Origin of the sequence: Quatrionicoccus australiensis (assembly GCF_020510425.1) — a bacterium.
In the GTDB taxonomy this organism is placed as follows: domain Bacteria; phylum Pseudomonadota; class Gammaproteobacteria; order Burkholderiales; family Rhodocyclaceae; genus Azonexus; species Azonexus australiensis_A.
Genome location: NZ_JAHBAH010000001.1, coordinates 3943771 through 3962576, shown reverse-complemented (window position 1 = coordinate 3962576; position 18806 = coordinate 3943771). Strand labels below are relative to the sequence as shown.

General features: G+C 62.1%; 25 protein-coding genes and 4 tRNA genes. 6 read left to right on the top strand and 23 right to left on the bottom strand.

The genetic code is table 11. From position 1 onward, the window contains the following. Positions 1-9 precede the first annotated feature (9 nt). The 16 genes from KIG99_RS18970 to KIG99_RS18895 all read right to left on the bottom strand — a co-directional run bounded on the left by KIG99_RS18970 (position 10) and on the right by KIG99_RS18895 (position 12053). On the bottom strand, positions 10-765 hold the full coding sequence (locus KIG99_RS18970; protein ID WP_226461584.1) for a hypothetical protein: 756 nt from the start codon (positions 763-765) through the stop codon (positions 10-12). A gap of 41 nt (positions 766-806) precedes the next feature. Continuing rightward, a complete protein-coding gene (locus KIG99_RS18965; RefSeq protein ID WP_226461583.1) occupies positions 807-1352 on the bottom strand; it encodes a hypothetical protein in 546 nt (181 codons plus the stop codon). Continuing rightward, positions 1349-1627 carry a DnaJ domain-containing protein gene (locus KIG99_RS18960; protein ID WP_226443844.1) on the bottom strand — a complete coding sequence of 93 codons (279 nt, stop codon included), beginning with the start codon at positions 1625-1627 and terminating at the stop codon, positions 1349-1351. The genes KIG99_RS18965 and KIG99_RS18960 overlap by 4 nt, the downstream gene beginning before the upstream one ends. A 7-nt stretch (positions 1628-1634) precedes the next feature. Continuing rightward, entirely contained in the window at positions 1635-1880 is a 246-nt protein-coding gene (locus tag KIG99_RS18955) for a hypothetical protein (RefSeq protein WP_226461582.1), read from the bottom strand. A gap of 42 nt (positions 1881-1922) precedes the next feature. Then, on the bottom strand, positions 1923-2405 hold the full coding sequence (locus KIG99_RS18950; protein WP_226461581.1) for a type II secretion system protein: 483 nt from the start codon (positions 2403-2405) through the stop codon (positions 1923-1925). Positions 2406-2411: 6 nt separating this feature from the next. Then, positions 2412-2777 carry a type IV pilin protein gene (locus tag KIG99_RS20815; RefSeq protein WP_319002411.1) on the bottom strand — a complete coding sequence of 122 codons (366 nt, stop codon included), beginning with the start codon at positions 2775-2777 and terminating at the stop codon, positions 2412-2414. 5 nt (positions 2778-2782) lie between these two features. Beyond that, the gene (locus KIG99_RS18940; protein WP_226461580.1) at positions 2783-3256 is read right to left on the bottom strand and encodes a type II secretion system protein; all 474 of its coding nucleotides are present in this window, start codon (positions 3254-3256) and stop codon (positions 2783-2785) included. Continuing rightward, on the bottom strand, positions 3253-4863 hold the full coding sequence (locus tag KIG99_RS18935; RefSeq protein WP_226461579.1) for a secretin N-terminal domain-containing protein: 1611 nt from the start codon (positions 4861-4863) through the stop codon (positions 3253-3255). Before KIG99_RS18935 ends, KIG99_RS18940 begins: the two co-directional genes overlap by 4 nt. Continuing rightward, complete coding sequence (locus tag KIG99_RS18930) at positions 4860-5363, bottom strand: hypothetical protein (protein WP_226461578.1); 504 nt, start codon at positions 5361-5363, stop codon at positions 4860-4862. The genes KIG99_RS18935 and KIG99_RS18930 overlap by 4 nt, the downstream gene beginning before the upstream one ends. Next, positions 5360-5866: a GspMb/PilO family protein gene (locus KIG99_RS18925; RefSeq protein WP_226461577.1), complete on the bottom strand. Its 507-nt coding sequence runs from the start codon at positions 5864-5866 to the stop codon at positions 5360-5362. The genes KIG99_RS18930 and KIG99_RS18925 overlap by 4 nt, the downstream gene beginning before the upstream one ends. After that, positions 5863-7086 (bottom strand): hypothetical protein, encoded by a 1224-nt coding sequence (locus KIG99_RS18920; protein WP_226461576.1) that lies wholly within the window; start codon positions 7084-7086, stop codon positions 5863-5865. Before KIG99_RS18920 ends, KIG99_RS18925 begins: the two co-directional genes overlap by 4 nt. Beyond that, positions 7067-8638: a GspE/PulE family protein gene (locus tag KIG99_RS18915; RefSeq protein WP_226461575.1), complete on the bottom strand. Its 1572-nt coding sequence runs from the start codon at positions 8636-8638 to the stop codon at positions 7067-7069. Before KIG99_RS18915 ends, KIG99_RS18920 begins: the two co-directional genes overlap by 20 nt. Continuing rightward, complete coding sequence (locus KIG99_RS18910; RefSeq protein WP_226461574.1) at positions 8635-9846, bottom strand: type II secretion system F family protein; 1212 nt, start codon at positions 9844-9846, stop codon at positions 8635-8637. Before KIG99_RS18910 ends, KIG99_RS18915 begins: the two co-directional genes overlap by 4 nt. A gap of 6 nt (positions 9847-9852) precedes the next feature. Beyond that, on the bottom strand, positions 9853-10281 hold the full coding sequence (gene gspG, locus KIG99_RS18905) for a type II secretion system major pseudopilin GspG (RefSeq protein WP_226461573.1): 429 nt from the start codon (positions 10279-10281) through the stop codon (positions 9853-9855). A gap of 63 nt (positions 10282-10344) precedes the next feature. Next, a complete protein-coding gene (locus KIG99_RS18900) occupies positions 10345-11646 on the bottom strand; it encodes an NAD(P)/FAD-dependent oxidoreductase (protein ID WP_226461572.1) in 1302 nt (433 codons plus the stop codon). Between the two features lie 17 nt (positions 11647-11663). Further along, complete coding sequence (locus KIG99_RS18895) at positions 11664-12053, bottom strand: c-type cytochrome (protein ID WP_226461571.1); 390 nt, start codon at positions 12051-12053, stop codon at positions 11664-11666. Positions 12054-12211: 158 nt separating this feature from the next. Between KIG99_RS18895 and KIG99_RS18890 the strand changes: the two genes are divergently transcribed. From KIG99_RS18890 to KIG99_RS18865, 6 genes are all read left to right on the top strand, one after another. After that, positions 12212-13648 (top strand): HAMP domain-containing sensor histidine kinase, encoded by a 1437-nt coding sequence (locus tag KIG99_RS18890; RefSeq protein WP_226461570.1) that lies wholly within the window; start codon positions 12212-12214, stop codon positions 13646-13648. Between the two features lie 9 nt (positions 13649-13657). Further along, complete coding sequence (locus KIG99_RS18885; RefSeq protein WP_226461569.1) at positions 13658-13984, top strand: hypothetical protein; 327 nt, start codon at positions 13658-13660, stop codon at positions 13982-13984. Beyond that, a complete protein-coding gene (locus KIG99_RS18880; protein WP_226461568.1) occupies positions 13985-15319 on the top strand; it encodes a response regulator in 1335 nt (444 codons plus the stop codon). It begins immediately after the preceding gene. A 165-nt stretch (positions 15320-15484) separates the two neighbouring features. After that, entirely contained in the window at positions 15485-15922 is a 438-nt protein-coding gene (locus KIG99_RS18875; RefSeq protein ID WP_226461567.1) for an RNase H family protein, read from the top strand. Then, complete coding sequence (locus KIG99_RS18870; RefSeq protein ID WP_226461566.1) at positions 15864-16592, top strand: hypothetical protein; 729 nt, start codon at positions 15864-15866, stop codon at positions 16590-16592. Before KIG99_RS18875 ends, KIG99_RS18870 begins: the two co-directional genes overlap by 59 nt. A gap of 100 nt (positions 16593-16692) precedes the next feature. Beyond that, on the top strand, positions 16693-16908 hold the full coding sequence (locus tag KIG99_RS18865; RefSeq protein WP_226461565.1) for a hypothetical protein: 216 nt from the start codon (positions 16693-16695) through the stop codon (positions 16906-16908). A gap of 68 nt (positions 16909-16976) precedes the next feature. On the opposite strand, the gene KIG99_RS18860 is transcribed toward KIG99_RS18865, so the two are convergent. The 7 genes from KIG99_RS18860 to pgsA form a co-directional block, all read right to left on the bottom strand. Further along, on the bottom strand, positions 16977-17159 hold the full coding sequence (locus KIG99_RS18860; RefSeq protein ID WP_226461564.1) for a hypothetical protein: 183 nt from the start codon (positions 17157-17159) through the stop codon (positions 16977-16979). 202 nt (positions 17160-17361) lie between these two features. Next, a complete protein-coding gene (locus KIG99_RS18855; protein ID WP_226461563.1) occupies positions 17362-17682 on the bottom strand; it encodes a hypothetical protein in 321 nt (106 codons plus the stop codon). 50 nt (positions 17683-17732) lie between these two features. After that, positions 17733-17818, bottom strand: a tRNA-Leu gene (locus KIG99_RS18850). A 69-nt stretch (positions 17819-17887) separates the two neighbouring features. After that, positions 17888-17963 (bottom strand) — tRNA-Gly (locus KIG99_RS18845). A 7-nt stretch (positions 17964-17970) separates the two neighbouring features. Further along, a tRNA-Cys gene (locus KIG99_RS18840) sits at positions 17971-18044 on the bottom strand. 51 nt (positions 18045-18095) lie between these two features. After that, positions 18096-18171, bottom strand: a tRNA-Gly gene (locus tag KIG99_RS18835). Positions 18172-18225: 54 nt separating this feature from the next. Beyond that, positions 18226-18804 (bottom strand): CDP-diacylglycerol--glycerol-3-phosphate 3-phosphatidyltransferase, encoded by a 579-nt coding sequence (gene pgsA / locus KIG99_RS18830; protein ID WP_226461562.1) that lies wholly within the window; start codon positions 18802-18804, stop codon positions 18226-18228. Positions 18805-18806 lie beyond the last annotated feature (2 nt).

Below are 18806 nucleotides of genomic sequence, written 5' to 3'. Positions count from 1 at the left end.
GCGCCCTCCTTACAGTGCCGATTCCTCGTCGTCGCCAGGCGCGGCGGCCGGCCGGACCGGTGCCGTGTCTTCCGACTCCTCGAGGCTTTCGACGCGTTGCTGCAGGCGGTCGCGCAGCGTGATGACGATCTGCTCGAAAATGTCAGGCAGGTCGTAACGCAGCACCCAGGCGGTTTCCATCCAGTCGTGGTCGCCGATGTCGGCGCGCGACACCTTGGGCCGCGAACCGGTGATCGAGTTGCCTTCGTGCAGCGCTTCGTCGATTTCGCCGATCTTTTCGTTGAGCCAGGAAATCGAGCGCGCGGCATGCCCGCCATCCCAGTCGAACTCCTCGGAGAACTGGCCGGAGATCGCGAAATCAAGCAATTCGTCGTCGCGCTCGGCGAAGTAGTCGGCGAGGACCTGGTAACCGCCGTCGCTCTCGCCGATCGCTTCGAGATACTCGGCGGTCATGTCGATGTCGCGGTAGAGCACGGCGTTCATCATGCCGTGCAGCGCGGCGTGGGTCTGGTCGCGATAGCGCGTTTCGAGCACGACGGCGCGCGCGAACTGCTCCGGCGTCACCAGCATGTTGACCACGGTCTGCTTGGAGCCGTCGAAACTGCGCATGATGGCAAGCAGGTCCTTGGGCGGCACTTCGTTGAGGACGGTGACCAGCGCTTCGTCGCCGTCGGAATCGGCAATCGCGGTGAGCGCCGTTTCGGCACCCTTGATGTCGCCGGCGAGAATGAGTTGTGATGTCTTGAGTACGACCGGATGTGTCATGTCATGCCTTATCGGGAAATTCGGTTGCGGTATGCAGCAGCTCAGGACTTGGCCGAGTCGAAGCCCTGGTCGGCCAGCCAGTCATCGCCAGCCTCGCCCAGATCGCGGTCGTCATCGTCGCCATCCTCGTCTTCGCCGCGTTCGCGACGCTCGCCATCCTCGTCATCCTCGGCCGCTGCGGCAGGCGCCGCGGTGTCGAACTTGCGGACATACTCGAGACAGGCCGCCGTGACCATGAACTCTTCGCCGGCGCCCTCGCCGAGCACGGCATCGGCCAGCGGTTGCGCCCATGCTTCCAGCTTGACGAAACCAGACAACCGGTCCCAGGTCGGAAAATCGCCGTCGTCCGGCTCGCACTGCACGGCCGCCGCCATCGCCTTCGGGTTGGTGAAGGCAAAGCCGTCGTAGAAGACCGGCACCACCATCTCGGGCGCGAATTCGATCATCGCCAGCAGGCTGTGCAATTCTTGGCGCTTTTCGGCGAGGCGGGCCTTGAGTGCCGACTTGCCTTCCGAATCGCTGAGCAGGTCCTGGATCTCGGCATCGTAGGACGAAGAAAGCTCGGAAAAATAATATGACTGCTTCACTTTTGCATGTTTCCTAAATAATTGCTCCAGATTTCCCGCGCCACGGCAAGCGGGTCGTCGATCAGGCTGGAGCGGCGCGTCTCGTCGTAGGCCTTGCGGCGCTCGACGTCGGCCAGGGTTTCGTAGGCTTCCTGCACGGCCCGGAACTTCCCCGCCGCATCCGCATCGGGATTGCGATCCGGGTGAAACTGCGCGGCCTTGCGCCGGTAAGCCGTCTTGATCAGCTCATGGCTGGCATCCGGCGCGACGCCGAGTAATCCGTAATAGTCTTTCATGGGGTCTTTAACAGAGAGTATTACTGGTCGGCATGGCCGTCATTTCGCCGCCGCAAGCAGCCATCCGGCCACCTGCGGGCAAGGCAAAATCACCTGTTTCGACATGTCGACCGTCAGCCCGGTGCAGCAGTTGCTGCGGCGGGCAAAAATCGGTTCGGGTCGGCTCATCCCGTGATTTTACGATAGACCGGCCCCGGCTCGGAAAATCAATGGCGAATTGAGCGCCGGCAAGACGGAAAAGGATGCGGATCAAGACGCCAATTCGGCGTACCGCCCGCTGCAAGAGCCAGCGGCGCTAGTTCGTGCCGGGCAGCACCGGGCTGACAATCGCGAACACCCATTCCGAGTGTTTTTCCTTGCCTTGCAGGCCAGCCAGATCGACCGGAAAGCCTTCGCGCTTGATCGTCGGCGTTTCGCTCAGGCTGTAGACACCGACGATGCGCTGATCCGGGCCGCGCAGAAGGCCCCATTCGGACTTGCCGGTCAGCGGGTCGTAGTAAATCCGCCGCAGATGCCGGACGATGCCGGCAGACCGGCTGTCGCGCAACAAATCGGCGAGCGCGCGCGGCGCCGGTGACGAACCGTCCGGCGTCGCCGCCGCATAGGATTGCAGGGCATTGCGAAACTCCAGACCGATCGCCAGCAGTTCGGCCTCCGCCTGGCGCATCTGGATGGTGTGGACGACGCGCAAACCGACCGCCGACAGGCCGCCGATCACGGCCAGGGCAAGGAGCAGGGCGAGATAGATCATGCCGCGCTGAAGCGTGTGTTTGCGCATGCCGCCCTACCAGTCGCTGTAAGGCCGACCATTGCGGCTAATGCCGGGAGCGCCGCTGTGCAGGTCGCCGATCCGGCCTTCGGCCGGCGGCAAGGGCGGGCTGAAGCGCCAGTGCTGATTGCTCTCGAGCAAGGGGTCGACCGGTAGCGCCTTGATATAGCGCCGCGTGACCAGCTCGTCGAGCGAGTCGGGATAACGCCCGCGGTCGGCGTTGTACTGTTCCAGCGCATCGCGCGTCAGGCGCAGGTTTTCGCCAAGCACCGCCTCGCGGTTGCGCTCCAGGTATTGCGTGTAGCGCGGCAAGGCAATGCTCGAGAGCAGCGCGACGATGGCCAGGACCACCAGCAGTTCGATCAGGGTGAAGCCGCGCATCATGCTCACCACAGCCGGTAAGGAACGCCGTTCAGCCCGGCCTGCGGCGAACGCGAATAAACATCATAGACATCGCTCCCCTCCTTCGGATCCGCGGCCTCGCTGGCATAGCTGCGCAAGCCCCAGCTATGCGCCGGATCACCGGCCACCCACGGATTCATCGGGTCGGACGGTAAACGCCGCAAAAACCGCAATTTCTGGCGCTGTGGATGTTTCGCATCGGCAACACCGTCGACCAGCACCTGCAAGGAGGCCGGATAACCGCTGGCATTCGCATCGCGCGGCAAGCGCCCTTCCTCGGCGGCGCGCTTGTAGGCGTCGATCGCCTGGCGGATTTCGCGCAAGGCCGTACGCAGCTCCTGCTCCCGACTGCGCTGCACGCCAAGCTGGGCGAGCGGCACGACCAGGCTGGCCAGCACGCCGACGATGGCCAGCGTCACCATCATCTCGATCAGCGTGAAGCCGCGCCGCGATTTCACTGCGCCGCGCCCGGTGCCGGTGCGCTCGGGGGCGGCACCGCTTCGGTGAAGTAGGACATGTCCTGGGTCAGCGGCCGCAGCGCCGACTCGGCACCGATACTGAATTCGCTCTGCTCGATGCCCGGCCGCCGGTTGTTGCGGACCAGCCGCGGCGTGATCGAGAGAACCAGTTCGGTCTTCAGCCCCTCGTCACGTTTCGAGCCAAACAGGCGACCAAGCACCGGAAAGTCGCCCAGACCGGGCACCTTGGCCCCGCTCGAGCGCTCTTCGTCGCTGATCAGGCCGGCCAGTACCTGGTTTTCGCCATCCTTCAGGCGCAATACGGTCGAGGCGTTGCGGGTGCCGATCTGGTAAGCCTGCGTCCCCGACTTGCTCTGCACCAGGCTGACGATATTGCTGACCTCGAGCGCAATGCGGATGGCAATCTCGTTGTCGAGATAGATGGTCGGCTGCACCTCGAGCTTGAGGCCGATATCGATGTATTGCACCGTTTCGGCAACGAAGCCGGTCGCCGTCGAGGTCGTCGTGATGTTCGGCACACGCTCGCCGATCATGATCTTCGCCACTTCGCGGTTGCGCGTACGGATGCGCGGATTGGCCAGCAGGTTGGTATCACCGGTCTCGGCCCGGGCATTGATGCCGAAGGCGGGGAAATTGGCGGCCATGTTCGCCTTCGGCGAAGCGAGCAGGTCCTTGAGGCTGAGTGCGCCGCCGCTGGTCGAGGCGAGCGGCGACAGCATCAGTTGGCTCGGCCAGAGCAGACCGAGTTCCTGCAGGCGGGTCCGCTTGACCTCGAGCACCTCGACATCGAGCATCACCTCCGGTTCCGGCATGTCATGCACGGCGAGCAGCTTTTCCGCCATCCGGATCGCCTCCGGCGTATCGCGCATGACGACGACGTTCTGCTTGTCGTCGGCCACCAGATCACGCGCCTTGAGTATGGTGCGCAGCGTGGTCACCGCCGTCTTCGCCTCGATATTGGTCAGGTAGAAACTGCGCACGGTCAGCGGCTGATAATCGCGCGCCTTGGCCGGCGTATTGGGGTAGATCATCACCGTATCGGCATTGATGTAGCGCTGCTCCAATTGTTGCGCGCGCAGGATCAGGGCCAGCACGTCGCGTACCGGCGTGCGGCGCAGCGCGATGCTGACCGTCTGGTCGGTCGGCACGTCCTTGTCGAAGACAAAATTCAGGCCGGCCGTGCGAAACAGCACCTGGCAGACCTGATGCAGGCTGGCTTCCTTGAAATCGACATTGATCGGCTTGTCCAGACCGGTCAACGGCATTTTTTCGGCCGTTTTCAGGGCGATATCGGCCTGCTGGCGTGCGGCCTTTTCCTGTTCGGCCTGGGCCTGCACCTGCTGCAACTGCCGGGCCATCAGGCGTTCGCGCGTCTGTGCCACGGCCAGCCGCAGTTCGGGATTGTTGGGATGCTCACGCAGGGCACTCTCGAAGCGCGCCAAGGCCTCGTCAAGGCGGCCCTGAGCCAGCAGTTCCCTGCCCTCGGGCGGCAGCGGTGCCTGACTGGCGCAGCCGGTGAGCAACGCCCCCAGCACGATGCCGGCCAACCGGCGGCGCAGCAAACCCTGGAATGGATGATTTTTCATTCTTCTATCTCGTCTTTCCCGATATCGAAAGTCCGGCTCTGCCGGCCCCGCAACCGCTTGATGACCAGCAGCGGCGGCGCCAGCTTGCTGACTTTGAAACCGTCGTTGAAGGACTCGCCCTCGCGCACCACCCAGACCTGGCCCTGCTTGCCCGGCTCACCGATGAACACCGCCCAGCCGGTATCGTCCTGCTGCTTGCCGATCACACGAAAATCCGGGAAGGCCGGTACGACGGGCAGCGCCGCATGTACCGGCGCAAAGGTCGGCGGCTCGCTGCTCGCGGCAAGCGGCGTTTCGCCAGCGAACGGGTCGCGCAGCGGGATGCCGACCGGCTCTGCCCGAGGCGTCCGGCCGGCCCGTTGCAGGCTGCGAATGGACAGGTTCTCGCCAGCATCGATAGTGGCCGGCGCCTCGGTGCCGGCGACAACGCTACGCCCGCCACCGAGCAGGACGGCGAGCAGCAAGGCGGTGCCGCCAAGAAAAAGCGTGGATGGATTCATCGTGATGTCTCCGCGACCAGGAATTGCACGGTCAACGTTGCATTCAGGGCAAAAACCCCTGCCCCGTTCGTTTCGCGCTGAATGTTCAAATGCCGGATTGCAAGCGCTGGCTGGGCGGCAAGCACGGCATCCACGAAAGCCCGGATATCGGCGTAGCTGCCCACCACCGGCAGGCGCATGCTGGCAAGCGTGAAGCGCCCGGCCTGATCGGGCTCCTCGGCATAATCGATTTGTCCGACACCGAGATGATGTGCCGCCGCCGCTGCCAGCACGCTTTGCTGGGCACCGGCCAGGGCATCCGGTGCGAGCAGCAGCGCCCGGAAGTTGCGCTGCGCAGCGAGGACGCGCGCCGGATCAACCGAAGCCGCCACCGGGGAAACCGGCCGAGGCGACGGCTGCATCAGCAGCAGGCCGCCAAGCACGACAATGATCCCGAGCAATGTCGCAACCGCCGGCTGGCGATACAGCATCAATTTCAGATCCAGCCAGTTGTCCCGGTTCATGGCCGCCCTCCTCCGTTCAGCGTCACTTCGACGGCAAACCGGATCGTGAAAATGCCGGCATTTTCAGCGTCGACCGGGCTCTGACTCAGCACGCGTGCCTCGGCAACCAGCGGATCGGCGCGCCAGCGAGCGGGCAGCTCGAGCACGACATGGCTGTCACGGGCTTCGCCGCTGATGGTCAGCCGGCCGGTACGCACATCGGCATCGAAATGACTGATGCGCAGGCTTTGGTCGATACTTGCCTCAAGCAACCCGAGTACCCGCCCCCAGGGAAAATCGAGATCCTCGATTGCGCCATTGATTGCCCGCACCTCCTCACCACCTGGCAACAAGGCCTGGTGCGGCGGCAAGCCGGCTTCAATATCGCCGGCATTGCTCCACAGCAAGGCAAGCAGCAAGGCCAGCATGGCCGATCCCAGGCCGACACGCAGCGGCGAACTGGCTTTGGCGGGAGCGAAATCGAGTTGCAGTTCCTTGCTGCGCCGGCTGTCGGTGATCAGTTCCTCCACCCGGCAGGCAGCAGGTGAAAGATCGAGCGGGCGGCATTCCCGCCGCAGCATGGCCGACAGATCACCGCCCAGCAAACGCAGGGGCGGATGGCTGCGCAAGGCGCGCCATTGCGTTCCGTTGCGAATGCCGATGACCAGCGCGTCATCCGTTGCCAACGCATGCACATCGGTTCCCTTGCGCCTGAAGAGGTGCTGCCGGCGCCCGTTGAAGGCGGCGACAAAACTGCTTTCGAGCCGGCCGAATGACCAGTTGCGCTCGACTGCCAGGGTCTCGAACGTTTCGATCAGGGCGCGAGGCAGCGCCATCGCCGGCCAGCCAGCGGCAAATGCCGTCGCATCGACCCGGACCAGCCACTGGCTGGCCGCATCGCTGCTGTCACCGTAAATCTCCTGCAGTTGCGCCTCGGCCAGCGCGGTGATTTCAGCCGGATCGCGCAAACCGGGAATACGCTCGACGATCCAGGCGCGGCCCAATGCGTCGCTGAACGTGATGTCGAGGCGCCACCGGCCGGCGGGGAACCCTGCCAGCAGGTCGGCCAATGCGGCCTGCAGACTGGCCAGTTGCGCCGTGCTCGGCAGACTGGCGGTAAGCGGCTCAGCCAACGTCCGCCGTTCGGTCTGCTTGCCGTTCGTCAGGCGCAGTTCGCTGCGCCCCACGGCAAGCAGCAGCGGGCGGGCGGGCAACAGGCGATTAATGGCGGGCCGTGACACGGCGCACCTCCTCAAGCGTGGTTTTACCCTGTGCAGCCAGTGCCAGCGCGGCGTCGCGCAGATTGCGCACGCCCTGAGCACGGGCCGCGCTGCGGATTTCGCTGAGCGGCGCCCGTTGGGCTATCAGGGTACGCAGCACGTCATCGAGGGCCAGGATCTCGACAATCGCACTACGTCCCTGATAGCCGGTACCGCGACAGGCCGGGCAACCGACGGCTTTCTTGAAGCCGTGCCGCCCGCTGTCGCCGGAAAGCTGGAGTTCGTCGATCTGCTGCGGCGTCGGCTGGTGCGCGCCGGCACAGGCCGGACACAGACTGCGCACCAGACGCTGCGCCCAGACACCGCTGATTGCCGAGGTCAGCAAGTAGGGATCGATACCCATGTGGCTGAAGCGGCCGAACACATCGAAGACGTGGTTGGCGTGCAGGGTGGACAGCACGCGGTGACCGGTCAACGCCGACTGGATGGCAATTTCTGCCGTTTCACGGTCGCGGATTTCGCCGACCATGATGGTGTCCGGGTCGTGGCGCAGGATGGAGCGCAGGCCGCGCGCGAAAGTCAGGCCTTTTTTCTCGTTGACCGGTATCTGCAACACGCCGGGCAGCTGGTATTCGACCGGGTCCTCGATGGTGATGATCTTTTCCCGGCCGTCGTGGATTTCCGAAAGCACGGCGTAGAGCGAGGTGGTCTTGCCGCTACCGGTCGGCCCGCTGGCGAGCAGCATGCCGTAGGGCTGGGCGGCCAGATCGCGCAGGCGGCGCATGTCTTCGGCGGCAAAGCCGAGCCCTTCCAGGGTCAGCGACTGGCGGTCCTGCATCAGACGGCTCTTGTCGAGGATGCGCAGCACGCCGTCCTCGCCGTGCAGACTGGGCATGATCGACACCCGGAGATCGATGCGCCGCTGCCCCTCGCCGAGCCGGACAGTCAGCCGGCCATCCTGCGGGATGCGGGTTTCGGCAATATCGAGTTCGGCCAGCACCTTGAGCCGGGAAATGACCTGCGGCGCGACATCCACACCGCGTACGCTGCGAATATGTTCCAGCACGCCGTCGATACGGTAACGGATATCCAGCCCCTGCCCCGACGATTCCAGATGCACGTCACTGGCGCCAAGGCGCAAGGCATCATGCAGGGTCGCATTGAGCAGACGAACCACCGGGCTGCTTTGCGCACTGCTCTGCGTAACCGACAAGGTCTTGTCGCTGGTCGCCGCCGCATTCTGGAAGCAGCCCTCGGCCTCCGGTTCCGCCAGCAGGCGCGAACCGGCCGCCTGCTGTTCGAGCCAGGCCGCAAGGTCCGCGGCGCTTGCCAGGTGCCAGACCACCGGCAGCTCAGCACGCGCTTCGGCCCAGCGTTGCTGGCGCTCGGCCAGCGGATCGGAAATGACGCCAAAATAGCGGTCGACCGCCAGGGAGTCACGGAACAGAACGCAGCGCCTGGCCATTGCATCAGCCAGCGACAAGCGGTCGAACGCCGGCACCAGGCGCTGCAGGAGCGCGGCAGAGGCCAGCGGATAATCGCTTTCGGGCGGATCGGGCAAACGCGCATTCATTGAAAACTCCCGGCCAAATCGAAGATCGGCATGTAGAGCAGGACAACGATGCAACCGATGACCAATCCGATCGCCGCCATCAGCAAGGGTTCGAAGCTGCGCGTGAAGCGGTCGATGAAACGCTCGATCTCGCCATCATGAAAGCGGGCAGCACGGGTCAGCATGTCGCCGAGTTGCCCGGTTCGTTCGCCGACGCGCATCAGGCGCAAGGCAACCGGTGTGCACAGGCCGGCTTCATCGAAAGCAGTCGAGGTCGGGATGCCCTCGCCGATCCGGCGGGCAGCACGTTGCAAGGCGCTGCAGGTGCGCGGCGCAACCAGTCCTTCGCAAAGTTCCAGGGCGAGCAGCACCGGCAGGCCGCCGGCGAGCAGCGTGCCGAGCGCCAGATAGAGGCGCGCCAGTTCAAAGACCTGCAAACGCTCGCCGATTTGCGGCAGCCGACGCATCTGGTCAAGCAGGCTGCCGCGCAGTCTTTGCCGCGTCGAAGTCTGGCCGAGCAGGAAGATGATTGCCAGCCCGGCAGCCCCGGCGGCCACGCCAAGAAGTCGCGCATGATCGGCGACAAAACGCCCCCAGTGCATCAGCAGTTGCGAGGCAAGCGGAATGTCGCGCCCGGAATTCTGGTAGACACTGGCGAAACTGGGTACGACATAGCCAAGCAGGAAGAGGCTGACCAGCAGGCCGACCGCGCAGAGGATCGCCGGATAGATCAGGGCCTGCGTGACATGACGCCGCACCAGATCGACGCGACCGCGGTATTCGATGTAACGGGCCAGTGAGTTGTCCAGGCTGGCCGTGCGCTCGGCGGCGCGCATCAGGCCGCTGTAGAGCGGCGGAAAGACGGCCGGCTGCTCAGCCAGCGCTGCCGCAAAACGCTGCCCGTCACCGAGTCGACCGCGCAGCTCGCCGAGAATTGCGGCGATGGCCGGGCGGCGCTCCTTTTCATGTAGCGCAGCAAGCGCTTCGGTCAGGGTCAGCCCGGCTTCGAGCAGGGCGAGCAATTCCTGGCTGAACAGCAGCAAGTCGAAGCTGGCCGGCGCCGGACGGCGAATCAGCCATTGCCCCCAGACCGCCTTCCCGGTTTCCTTGACCGAGAGCGGCCGCAAATCGCGGGCCGCCAGCAGGCGACAGGCATCAGCATGGCTGGCAGCCTCGATTTCGAGGCTTTCCACACCGTGCGGCCCGATAGCGCGAATGGCGAAATTCATGCTGGCTCAGTAGCGGATATCGGCATTTTCGTCGCTGCCACCCGGTCGACCGTCACGGCCCAGGGAAAGCAGTTCGAAATCACGGCCGTTGCCGGCAACCGGACGATAAACGTAAGGATTGCCCCAGGGATCCGGCGGCAACTCCTTCTGCAGATAGGGGCCATTCCAGCGCGGCAGGTTAGCCGGGCGCTGACGCAAGGCATTCAGACCGACATCGGCCGCCGGATAGCGCCCGTTGTCCAGGCGATAGGACTCGAGCGCGCGGGCAATCGCTTCGATCTGCGCTTTTGCCGTCGTCACTTCCGACTTGCCGAGTTGGGAAACGTAACGCGGCCCGACATAGGCAGCGAGCAAGCCGATGATGGCAACGACGACCAGCAATTCAAGCAGCGTAAAGCCGGCAGCGGTGCGTAAAGGGATGGACTTGGCGAACATGGTGTTTTCTCGTTTCCGGAAAAAGGTTCGCGCCCCGATCAGGCCGCGAACCCGCAACCGTCCTCAGGCGAAGGAATCTTCCATCAGGGTGTTAAACCACTTGATCATTTCCTTGTAATTGTCCTTTGAGCGTCCAGCTGCTTCACCCGCTGCACCGGGCACCGGCTGCATCGTGCCGCTGACCGGGTCGTAGGCGAAGATCGCCGTGAGCCACGACGCCGTATCGGCCGTAATCGGCGAATAGCAGGCCGAGTTGGTGATCGGCGAGGGATCCGGACTGCGTCCCGAAAGCAGGCGGACAATCGCATCGGCACAGATCTTTGCTTCCTGGTTGGCGATGTGACCAGCCTTGGGTTGCGTCGTGGCAGATGCATCCCCGATGACATGAATACCCGGCGCAGCGGTGGACTGATACGTCAGCACATCGACGCCGGCCCAGCGCCCGGCGATGTTGGCCAGGCCGTTGTCGCGCACGACCTGGCCGGCCTTGTGCGGCGGAATGGCATTGATCACGCTGGCCTGCAGGTTGCCCAGGTTGGTGTTCAGCGTCATCGTCGTTGCATCGATGCTGTTGATGGTCACGCCCGGATGATATTCGACCACGCCCTTGTGCACGACATCGAAGGCGTTGGCGAAGGCGAGCGGCTCGGCAATGATGCCGGGATTGGCATCAAGCACGATGACCTTAGAACCGGGACGGTTCTTTTTCAGCCAGTCGGCAACGACGCAGGCCCGCTCGTACGGCCCCGGCGGGCAGCGGTAAGGCTTGGCCGGGATGGTCATGACAAAGTTCTGGCCAGCCTTCATGCCAACCAGCATGTTGCGCAACTGGGTCGTCTGCACGCCTGCTTTCCAGGCATGCGGCACCTTGGCTTGCGCCGCGGCGCTTTCGAGTCCGGGGAACACATCGAAATCAACCCCGGGGGCAACAACCAGGCGGTCGTAAGGCAACTTGCTGCCATCGGCCAGGCTGACGCTGTGACCAACCGGATCAATTGCGGTGACGTCGCCCTTGACCATGCGAATGCCGTAGCGGCTGGCCAGGTTGCTGTAGGCGTATTGCAGTGAGGTAATGGTGCGCTGACCGTTGAGCACAAGGTTGCTCAGGATGTTCGAGGTATAGGCGCTGTCACGCTCGACCAGCGTCACCGAAACACCGCTGCCGCCCCACAGGCGCAGGTACTTGGCAACCGTGGCGCCGGCCATGCCGCCGCCGATGACAACCACCCGACCGCTGATGCCGGTGTTGGTCGGAACCGTACCCAGCTGGGCAGCCGTTGCCGCTCCCGCCAGATTGGACCAGGAGGCAGCCGTAGCGCCGAGTCCGGCCAGGCTGGCCAGACGGAAAAAATCACGACGATTCATGATGCAGTCTCCTTGCGTTAGTCTTTTTTCTTGCTGGTGGAGGATTTCTTCGCCGTTGCCACCTTCGTGGCGGAGGCGGTCGCTGTCGTCGTATTTGCCTTGGACAGGTAATCGGCGATCAGGCGGACCTGGGCATCGCTATAGCCACGCGCATGCATGTCCATCATCTCGGGCGATCCCTTGCTGCGCATTTCACGCAGTTCCTTGTAGATTTCCGCAGCCGATTCACCGGCCAGGCGTTCGAAGCCGATGCTCGACTTGCCGTTATAGCCATGACACTGAAAACAGTTCGAGGCGAGCAGTCGACCGGCGGGCGGCTCGGCAGCGGTTTGGGCGGCCGCGCCGAAGCTGGCCAGGGCGATGGATAGCCCGATCAGGCTACGCAAGCGCATTTTCTTTGGATTCATGATGAACCTCCATTCAGGACTGAGCAGTCCAGGTGACAGGGATGCGAGCCCCTGGCCGAGCTCGCAGGGCAGATACTCGGGGATTCCGTCCGCCCCCGGTAGCTGTCGTCTACCCCCGACACTTTTTTCATACGCCGCTCTGACATAGGATGACGGGCATGAAACGTTATCCGCGCTCCTTCCTGCAGCTGGTCACCTTCGGCCACCTGCTGGTCATGCTTCCCCTGCTGGTCGCCGGGGCCTACGTCTTCATCGCGCTGGACACTCTGAACAAGCATTACCGCACCGCCATCGAACAGAATTCGACATCTTCCCGGCTGGGCGGTGAGCTGACGGAAGATCTGGTGCACATGGAACGCGACCTGCGCCGCCATCAAGTCCTGCGGGATGCTCCCTCGCTCCAGGACTACGCCCAGGTTCGCAGCGAATGGCAGAACAATGTGCAAATCTTCTCCAGACTGCCGCCGCTCCCCGCAACAATCATCAACGAGTTGCACGACCATTTGGCCCAGGAAGAAGCCGCCTTCGCAATACTGCGCGCCAGTGGCGACTCGCAGCCTTTGCTTGCCGCGATCACCCACATCAAGGAAAGCTCGGCGAGAACGCTGGACGATGCCCACGCAATACTCGAACGCGAACAGGAAAAATATCTCGCCGAATCCGCCACGTTGCGAGTGCGCATGCTGCTGGCGGCAGGGATCGCTGGCCTGTTTGCGTTTTTCTGCCTGTGGCTGATACGTACGCTGCTGGCCCGCCTGATCGGCCGCTTCGAGCATGCCGTGCTGCGCCTGGGCAAGGGCGACCTGCAGCAGGAAATTGCCCTCGACGGCCCAGGTGACCTGCGCTGGCTGGGGCGCTGGCTTGAGTGGCTGCGACGACGCCTGCTCTCCCTGGAGGAAAGCCGGACCCAGGTCTTGCGCCATGTATCGCACGAGCTCAAGACGCCATTGGCTGCGATGAACGAAGGCGCGTCACTGCTTGCAGAACAAATTGCCGGCCCACTGACCGAAGAGCAGAGCCGGATTGTCAGAATATTGCAAAGCAATTCGCAACGTTTGCAGGATCTGATCGAAGGCCTGCTTCGGCTGCAACAGGCAGAACACGCAGCCGAACGCATCGGCCATGAAAAGCTGCACTTCGACCAGCAGGTCGAACAGGTACTCGATACTTACCGCCTGATCGCTGCCGAACGCAAGATTTCCATCCAGTGCTCGCTGCAGGAAACGCCTATCGTTGCCGGCCGCGAAGCGCTGGTGACCGTGATTCACAACCTCCTGTCAAATGCGGTCAAGTTTTCCCCGGAAGGCGGGGAAATTCGCGTGACCCTGCAGCACGACAGCAAACAGGCAACACTCGATGTGTATGATCAAGGGCCAGGTATTGATGCCGACGACAGCGGAAAAATCTTCGATCCCTTCTACCGGGGGAAGACCACCCGCCAGGTGCCCGGTGTTGGCCTGGGACTCACCATCAGCCGGGAATTCGTCCTTGCCTTGCGTGGCGAACTGTTACTGATGCAAAGCACTGGCGGAGCGCATTTCCGTGTCTTGCTTCCCTGCCATGCCCCCTATCTGAGAATCCAACCTGATGCCTGAGCCCGTTGCATGCTGAGAAAAAAAACCTGTTTAACCATCTGCCTCCTTGGCATCGCTTTGGTGGCAAGCGGCTGCGCCACGCCGCGAGACAAGAAAGCCGAGACTGTCGAAGCGCCACAAGCAGCACCGGCACCGATGCCGACATCGGCAGAGATAGGGCGACTGATCGAAGCGGAGCGGCAACTCGCAGAAAAGCAACGCCACTGCCAGGAGGAAAAGCGGCGCCTCGAACTTGCACTGAAAGACAATCAGAAACGTAACGACGAAGTGCAAAAAAAGCTTGATGCGCTGCTCGCCATCGATCGCGAAATCCGCAACCGGGGGAAGACCCGCTGAATGGGAGTTGGCGCGCGCATCCTGGTCGTCGATGACGACCTCGACATGTTGCACCTGATTGGCCTGCGCCTGACCGCTGCCGGTTATCAGGTAGCCGAGGCCGACTCCGGTGAAGCGGCCCTTGTCCGCTTTCGCGAACACCGCCCCCAACTGGTCATCACCGACCTGCGCATGGGCGGCATGGATGGCCTGGCCCTGTTTGAACATCTGCAACGCGAAGCGCCCACCCTGCCGGTCATCATCCTGACTGCGCACGGCACCATTCCCGATGCGGTTGCCGCAACCCGGCGCGGCGTATTCAGTTTTCTGACAAAGCCATTCGACGGTCAGGAACTGCTTCGACGAACGGCCGATGCGGTGCGCATTTCACCCTCACTGAATCCGGAAGACACTGCCCAGTGGCGCAAAAAACTGATCAGCGTCAGCCCCCTGATGGATGAACTGTTGCGCCAGGCCCTACGGGTCAGCCTGGAATCGAGAAGCAGCCTGATCATCGGCCCGAACGGCTCGGGCAAGGCCAGCCTGGCCAAAGCCATCCATGCTGCGGGAGAGCGCAAGGACGCCCCGTTTGTCTCACTGTCCTGCACCGAGTTTCCAGCCCACGAACTGGAGCAGAAACTGTCACCGACCGATCCAGGCAGCATCTTTGCCGAGGCCGCCGATGGCATTCTCTACATTCAGGACATCGCCGCCCTCTCGGCGATTGCACAAGCTCGCCTGTTTTCACTGCTCTTCGCACAAATGCAGGCCAGAGATCCGCTGTATCGACTCAAATCAACCCAAGCACCGAAAAAAACTCCGGCTGCCCAGATCATTGCCTCCAGCCCTCGCCCGCTCGATACCGCAGTTGCCGATGGCAGCTTCCGCAGTGATCTTTTTTATCTGCTGAGTGGAAGCAGCCTGCGGATTCCCCCCTTGAGCGAAAGACAGGAAGACATTCCCGTTCTGGCCACGCACTTTCTCTCCCGACTCCGCCCAAACGCATCTGCAACCCTGGCGCCGGAGGCTGTCGCAGCCCTGATCGACGGCCGCTGGCCGGGCAATGTCCGTCAGCTCAAAAACGTCATTGAACAGGTTGCCGAACTGAGTCTTACCCCGGTCATTCCGGAAGCCATCGTACGCCGGGTCATGCGCGACTTCGAAGAAGAGAGTCTTGCCGCTTTCGATGATGCCCGCCGCGACTTCGAGCGTGACTACCTGATCCGTCTGCTCCAGGCCACCGCCGGCAATGTCGCCCAGGCGGCCCGCGTCGCCCAACGCAATCGCACCGAGTTCTACAAACTGCTCGCCAGACACGCCCTCGACCCGGCCAATTTCAAACAGAAATTCCGCTAGACAGCCGGGTGCCCCGGACATCACCCTTGGGGCCAGCACCAAGAAAGCCGGTGCCGGGGATCAGCACGCGGTATATTCTCCCCGCCACCGCGCAAATGCCGTTCCATCATGCCCAGAAAACGCCCCAAGAAAAAGCCCCGGCTCCAGTACCCATCGATTGGCCCCTTGCCAGCCAAGTTCGGCAGCCGGTTTGCCGGTCATGTACTGGTTTTTTCCGACGCCAGCGAAAAACGGCATGGCGGACAGGCGGCCGTAATCTTCGCCGATGAAACAGGGGAGCCGCAGATCAACAGCCGCACCACGCCATTGATCGGCAGCAACGAGCAGGAACTGCAAGCCGCCCTCTTCGCCCTGCATCAAGCCGGAACCGGCTTCCCCGGCAAGCCGCTCGCCTTGTTCTGCGACAATCTCGATACGGTCAACCGCCTGCAGCAGGCCAAAATGCACGGACTGGGCAGGGATCCGGAACTGGCACAAATGCTGGTCGATCACCAAATCACCGGCAGCATCCTGGAAAGCTCGGCAATCACCTGGATCAAGGCGCATGCCACCTGTCGCGGCAACACCCTGGCCGACCACCATGCCGCTCTCGCAGCCGCCTGATCGACCAGCGATGCGTTGCGCCGCCCTGCTCCTGATCGCCCTGTCCGCGCCGCTCCTTGCCGATGAATGCGAGCAATTGCCGCAGCCTTCGGTGACCTTCAAGCGCATCGAAGTAGCGACCACACAAAACACCCGCTACAGCTACAAGAGCCTGACCAATATCGGTGCCAGTCTGGCCCGACCGGGCCAGGTCGTGCTTGGCCTGACCCGCGGCAACGCGGTCGTCAAATTCGCCACCGCCACACCCGCCATCATCGACAAAAGCGGGCGCTGGGAATGCATCAGCCCGCAAATCACCATCAGCATCGGCTTTGCCCCCATGGTCCTCTACGTGGCCAGGGAGTTCCCGGCCGGCAGTTGCGCTTACGGCGAGATCTACGAACATGAGCTTCGCCATGTCAAAACCTACCAGGCCCACATTGGTGAAATCGAAAAGGACCTGCTCGCCACACTGAACACCCGCTTTGCCACCGGTGGTCCGTGGCGCGGCCCGGTCGGGCAAAAACGTACGCAACTGCAGCAGGAACTCGACGAACGCTGGCTCCCTTACATCGAACGCCGCATCGCGAGCGTCGACGCGGCGCAGGCCCTGATCGACACGCCGGAAGAGTACGAGCGGGTCGCCAACGCCTGTAACGGCGAAATCCGGAAAACCATTGCCAGGCCATGACAGAGCGAGCCGTTACACAGAAAAAACATCTCCGGTTAACAATTCGATAATCATATCGGGATAAACTGGCGGGCAATAAAATTCATGTGAAAGGCATAAGATGCGCTCATCCAGCAATCGAATCACGCCGCCAGACACCGAAGACCTCGCCCACTACGCCCGCACGGTTGCCGGCATGCACAAGGCGCTGCACCGCATCTTTGCCAACAAGAAGGCAATCAGCGACAGCCTGCTACGCACTGCAGCGACTCTGCGCACGATATCTGCAAGCAATGCCGGCAAGAGTTCAGCACCCTCAATACCGCCAGCCTGCTGAAAAGCCGAACAAACAAAAAGCCGGGTCGCCCCGGCTTTCTTCACTCCCTTCCGTAATCCGGAAGAGACCTAGCGCTCGGCCATTGCCAGCGGAGCGAGGTCAGACCGGCACAAACCGGCCAAATCTGCGACAACACGGTTGATTCCGTTGCCCAACAACCACCAGACGCCGCCATAAGGCTGGATCGTCACACCGTGATCGGCGCAGAGCTTTACTGCCTTTTCACGCAACTGCTCGATTTGATTATTCATATGTTCCTCTTGTAAGCCAGCAAACTTTATCAGGCTGGCATTACATTTTTGTTAAAGCACGTGTTGTCCCAATAAGTTGTTCAACAAGAACAAGGACGACATCGGCATATTACCTGACAAACGGACAGCCTCCCTCGCAATCGGAGAAAAGCCACGCATGCCGGACAAGAAAAAAGTGGAGATAGAGACGTGTAGCTGGCAGCTATGCCATGCTCGACAGCGCATCGCGGAAGTCATCATCTTCCGCCATACCTGAAATATGGCCACGCATTACTTCAACTTCGGAGAGGTAGCCCAAACTCCGGAACAAGCCCGACCAGTGCTCGGCATCGTCAGACGATGCCAGCCACGGCCCGGCCTCCTTGACCCATTTGCCACGATGATCAAGGCATTTCGTAACTACCCGATACACAACCCGGTACCCCAACGATCCGAACAAGCTGCCATAGGGGCAACAAAATCCAGTTGCAAACTCAATTTCAGCCAACGAAAACGATTGCGTGAAATCCGCAATAAGTTTCATTGGCGAACAATTCACCAAAAACAGTTTCAAAACCTCATGAAACACATGATTGGTGCCCGGGACGGGAATCGAACCCGTACAGCCATAAGCCGAGAGATTTTAAGTCTCTTGTGTCTACCAATTTCACCACCCGGGCGGTTTGCCAATTATATCGGCCCCCGAATGCAAAAGAGGGAAAGCGAAAATCGCTTTCCCTCTTTTCATCTGGAGCGGCAGAAGAGTCTCGAACTCTCGACCTATACCTTGGCAAGGTATCGCTCTACCAACTGAGCTACTGCCGCAAAACCCTGGAGGCGCGAGCCGGAGTCGAACCGACCTACACGGATTTGCAATCCGGTGCATAACCGCTTTGCTATCGCGCCTAACCGATACATCTTTACTGCTGAACAAAGCTGCGCTTTGCCCTGAAAAACTGGAGCGGCAGAAGAGTCTCGAACTCTCGACCTATACCTTGGCAAGGTATCGCTCTACCAACTGAGCTACTGCCGCGTCAAACAGAGCGCGCATTATAGACGATTCGCAGACCCTGTCAACATCTGCAGCTTATTTTTCTGCGCTGCGTTTGGCAATTTCTGGCCAAGCCATGCGCAGGTAATAGCCCATCGACCACAAGGTCAGCAAGGCGGCGATCCAGATCAACCAGTTACCGAGCACCAGAACATCCTGCCCGAACAGCGGTACACGGTACAAAAGCAGGGGAATTGCCAGCATCTGGGCTGCCGTCTTGACCTTGCCCAGCATCGAAACGGCAACGCTTTTCGCCGCACCGATCTTGGCCATCCATTCACGCAAGGCAGAAATCGTGATCTCGCGACCGATGATGATGGTCGCGATGATCGCATCGGTACGCCCCAACTGGACCAGCACGATCAGGGCGGCAGCGACCATCAGCTTGTCGGCAACCGGGTCGAGGAAGGCGCCGAACGCCGAAGTCTGGTTCAGGCGCCGGGCCAGGTAGCCGTCCGCCCAGTCGGTGAGCGCGGCCGCGACAAAAATGAGGGTGGCGGCGACATCGCGCTCGGCCAGGGTCGCCCAGCTGGCTGGCAGGTAATAGATCGCAATCAGCAGCGGAATCGCCACAATGCGGAGCCAGGTAAGCAGGATGGGCAAATTGAAAGGCATGG

What these genes read in the sequence shown, in the direction of transcription:
- KIG99_RS18970 (WP_226461584.1), bottom strand. Translation starts at nt 765, where the DNA reads ATGACACATCCGGTCGTACTCAAGACATCACAACTCATTCTCGCCGGC.
- KIG99_RS18960 (WP_226443844.1), bottom strand. Translation starts at nt 1,627, where the DNA reads ATGAAAGACTATTACGGATTACTCGGCGTCGCGCCGGATGCCAGCCAT.
- KIG99_RS18950 (WP_226461581.1), bottom strand. Translation starts at nt 2,405, where the DNA reads ATGCGCAAACACACGCTTCAGCGCGGCATGATCTATCTCGCCCTGCTC.
- KIG99_RS20815 (WP_319002411.1), bottom strand. Translation starts at nt 2,777, where the DNA reads ATGCGCGGCTTCACCCTGATCGAACTGCTGGTGGTCCTGGCCATCGTC.
- KIG99_RS18935 (WP_226461579.1), bottom strand. Translation starts at nt 4,863, where the DNA reads ATGAAAAATCATCCATTCCAGGGTTTGCTGCGCCGCCGGTTGGCCGGC.
- KIG99_RS18930 (WP_226461578.1), bottom strand. Translation starts at nt 5,363, where the DNA reads ATGAATCCATCCACGCTTTTTCTTGGCGGCACCGCCTTGCTGCTCGCC.
- KIG99_RS18925 (WP_226461577.1), bottom strand. Translation starts at nt 5,866, where the DNA reads ATGAACCGGGACAACTGGCTGGATCTGAAATTGATGCTGTATCGCCAG.
- KIG99_RS18915 (WP_226461575.1), bottom strand. Translation starts at nt 8,638, where the DNA reads ATGAATGCGCGTTTGCCCGATCCGCCCGAAAGCGATTATCCGCTGGCC.
- KIG99_RS18910 (WP_226461574.1), bottom strand. Translation starts at nt 9,846, where the DNA reads ATGAATTTCGCCATTCGCGCTATCGGGCCGCACGGTGTGGAAAGCCTC.
- gspG (WP_226461573.1), bottom strand. Translation starts at nt 10,281, where the DNA reads ATGTTCGCCAAGTCCATCCCTTTACGCACCGCTGCCGGCTTTACGCTG.
- KIG99_RS18900 (WP_226461572.1), bottom strand. Translation starts at nt 11,646, where the DNA reads ATGAATCGTCGTGATTTTTTCCGTCTGGCCAGCCTGGCCGGACTCGGC.
- KIG99_RS18895 (WP_226461571.1), bottom strand. Translation starts at nt 12,053, where the DNA reads ATGAATCCAAAGAAAATGCGCTTGCGTAGCCTGATCGGGCTATCCATC.
- KIG99_RS18890 (WP_226461570.1), top strand. Translation starts at nt 12,212, where the DNA reads ATGAAACGTTATCCGCGCTCCTTCCTGCAGCTGGTCACCTTCGGCCAC.
- KIG99_RS18885 (WP_226461569.1), top strand. Translation starts at nt 13,658, where the DNA reads ATGCTGAGAAAAAAAACCTGTTTAACCATCTGCCTCCTTGGCATCGCT.
- KIG99_RS18880 (WP_226461568.1), top strand. Translation starts at nt 13,985, where the DNA reads ATGGGAGTTGGCGCGCGCATCCTGGTCGTCGATGACGACCTCGACATG.
- KIG99_RS18870 (WP_226461566.1), top strand. Translation starts at nt 15,864, where the DNA reads ATGCCACCTGTCGCGGCAACACCCTGGCCGACCACCATGCCGCTCTCG.
- KIG99_RS18865 (WP_226461565.1), top strand. Translation starts at nt 16,693, where the DNA reads ATGCGCTCATCCAGCAATCGAATCACGCCGCCAGACACCGAAGACCTC.
- KIG99_RS18860 (WP_226461564.1), bottom strand. Translation starts at nt 17,159, where the DNA reads ATGAATAATCAAATCGAGCAGTTGCGTGAAAAGGCAGTAAAGCTCTGC.
- KIG99_RS18855 (WP_226461563.1), bottom strand. Translation starts at nt 17,682, where the DNA reads ATGAAACTTATTGCGGATTTCACGCAATCGTTTTCGTTGGCTGAAATT.
- pgsA (WP_226461562.1), bottom strand. Translation starts at nt 18,804, where the DNA reads ATGCCTTTCAATTTGCCCATCCTGCTTACCTGGCTCCGCATTGTGGCG.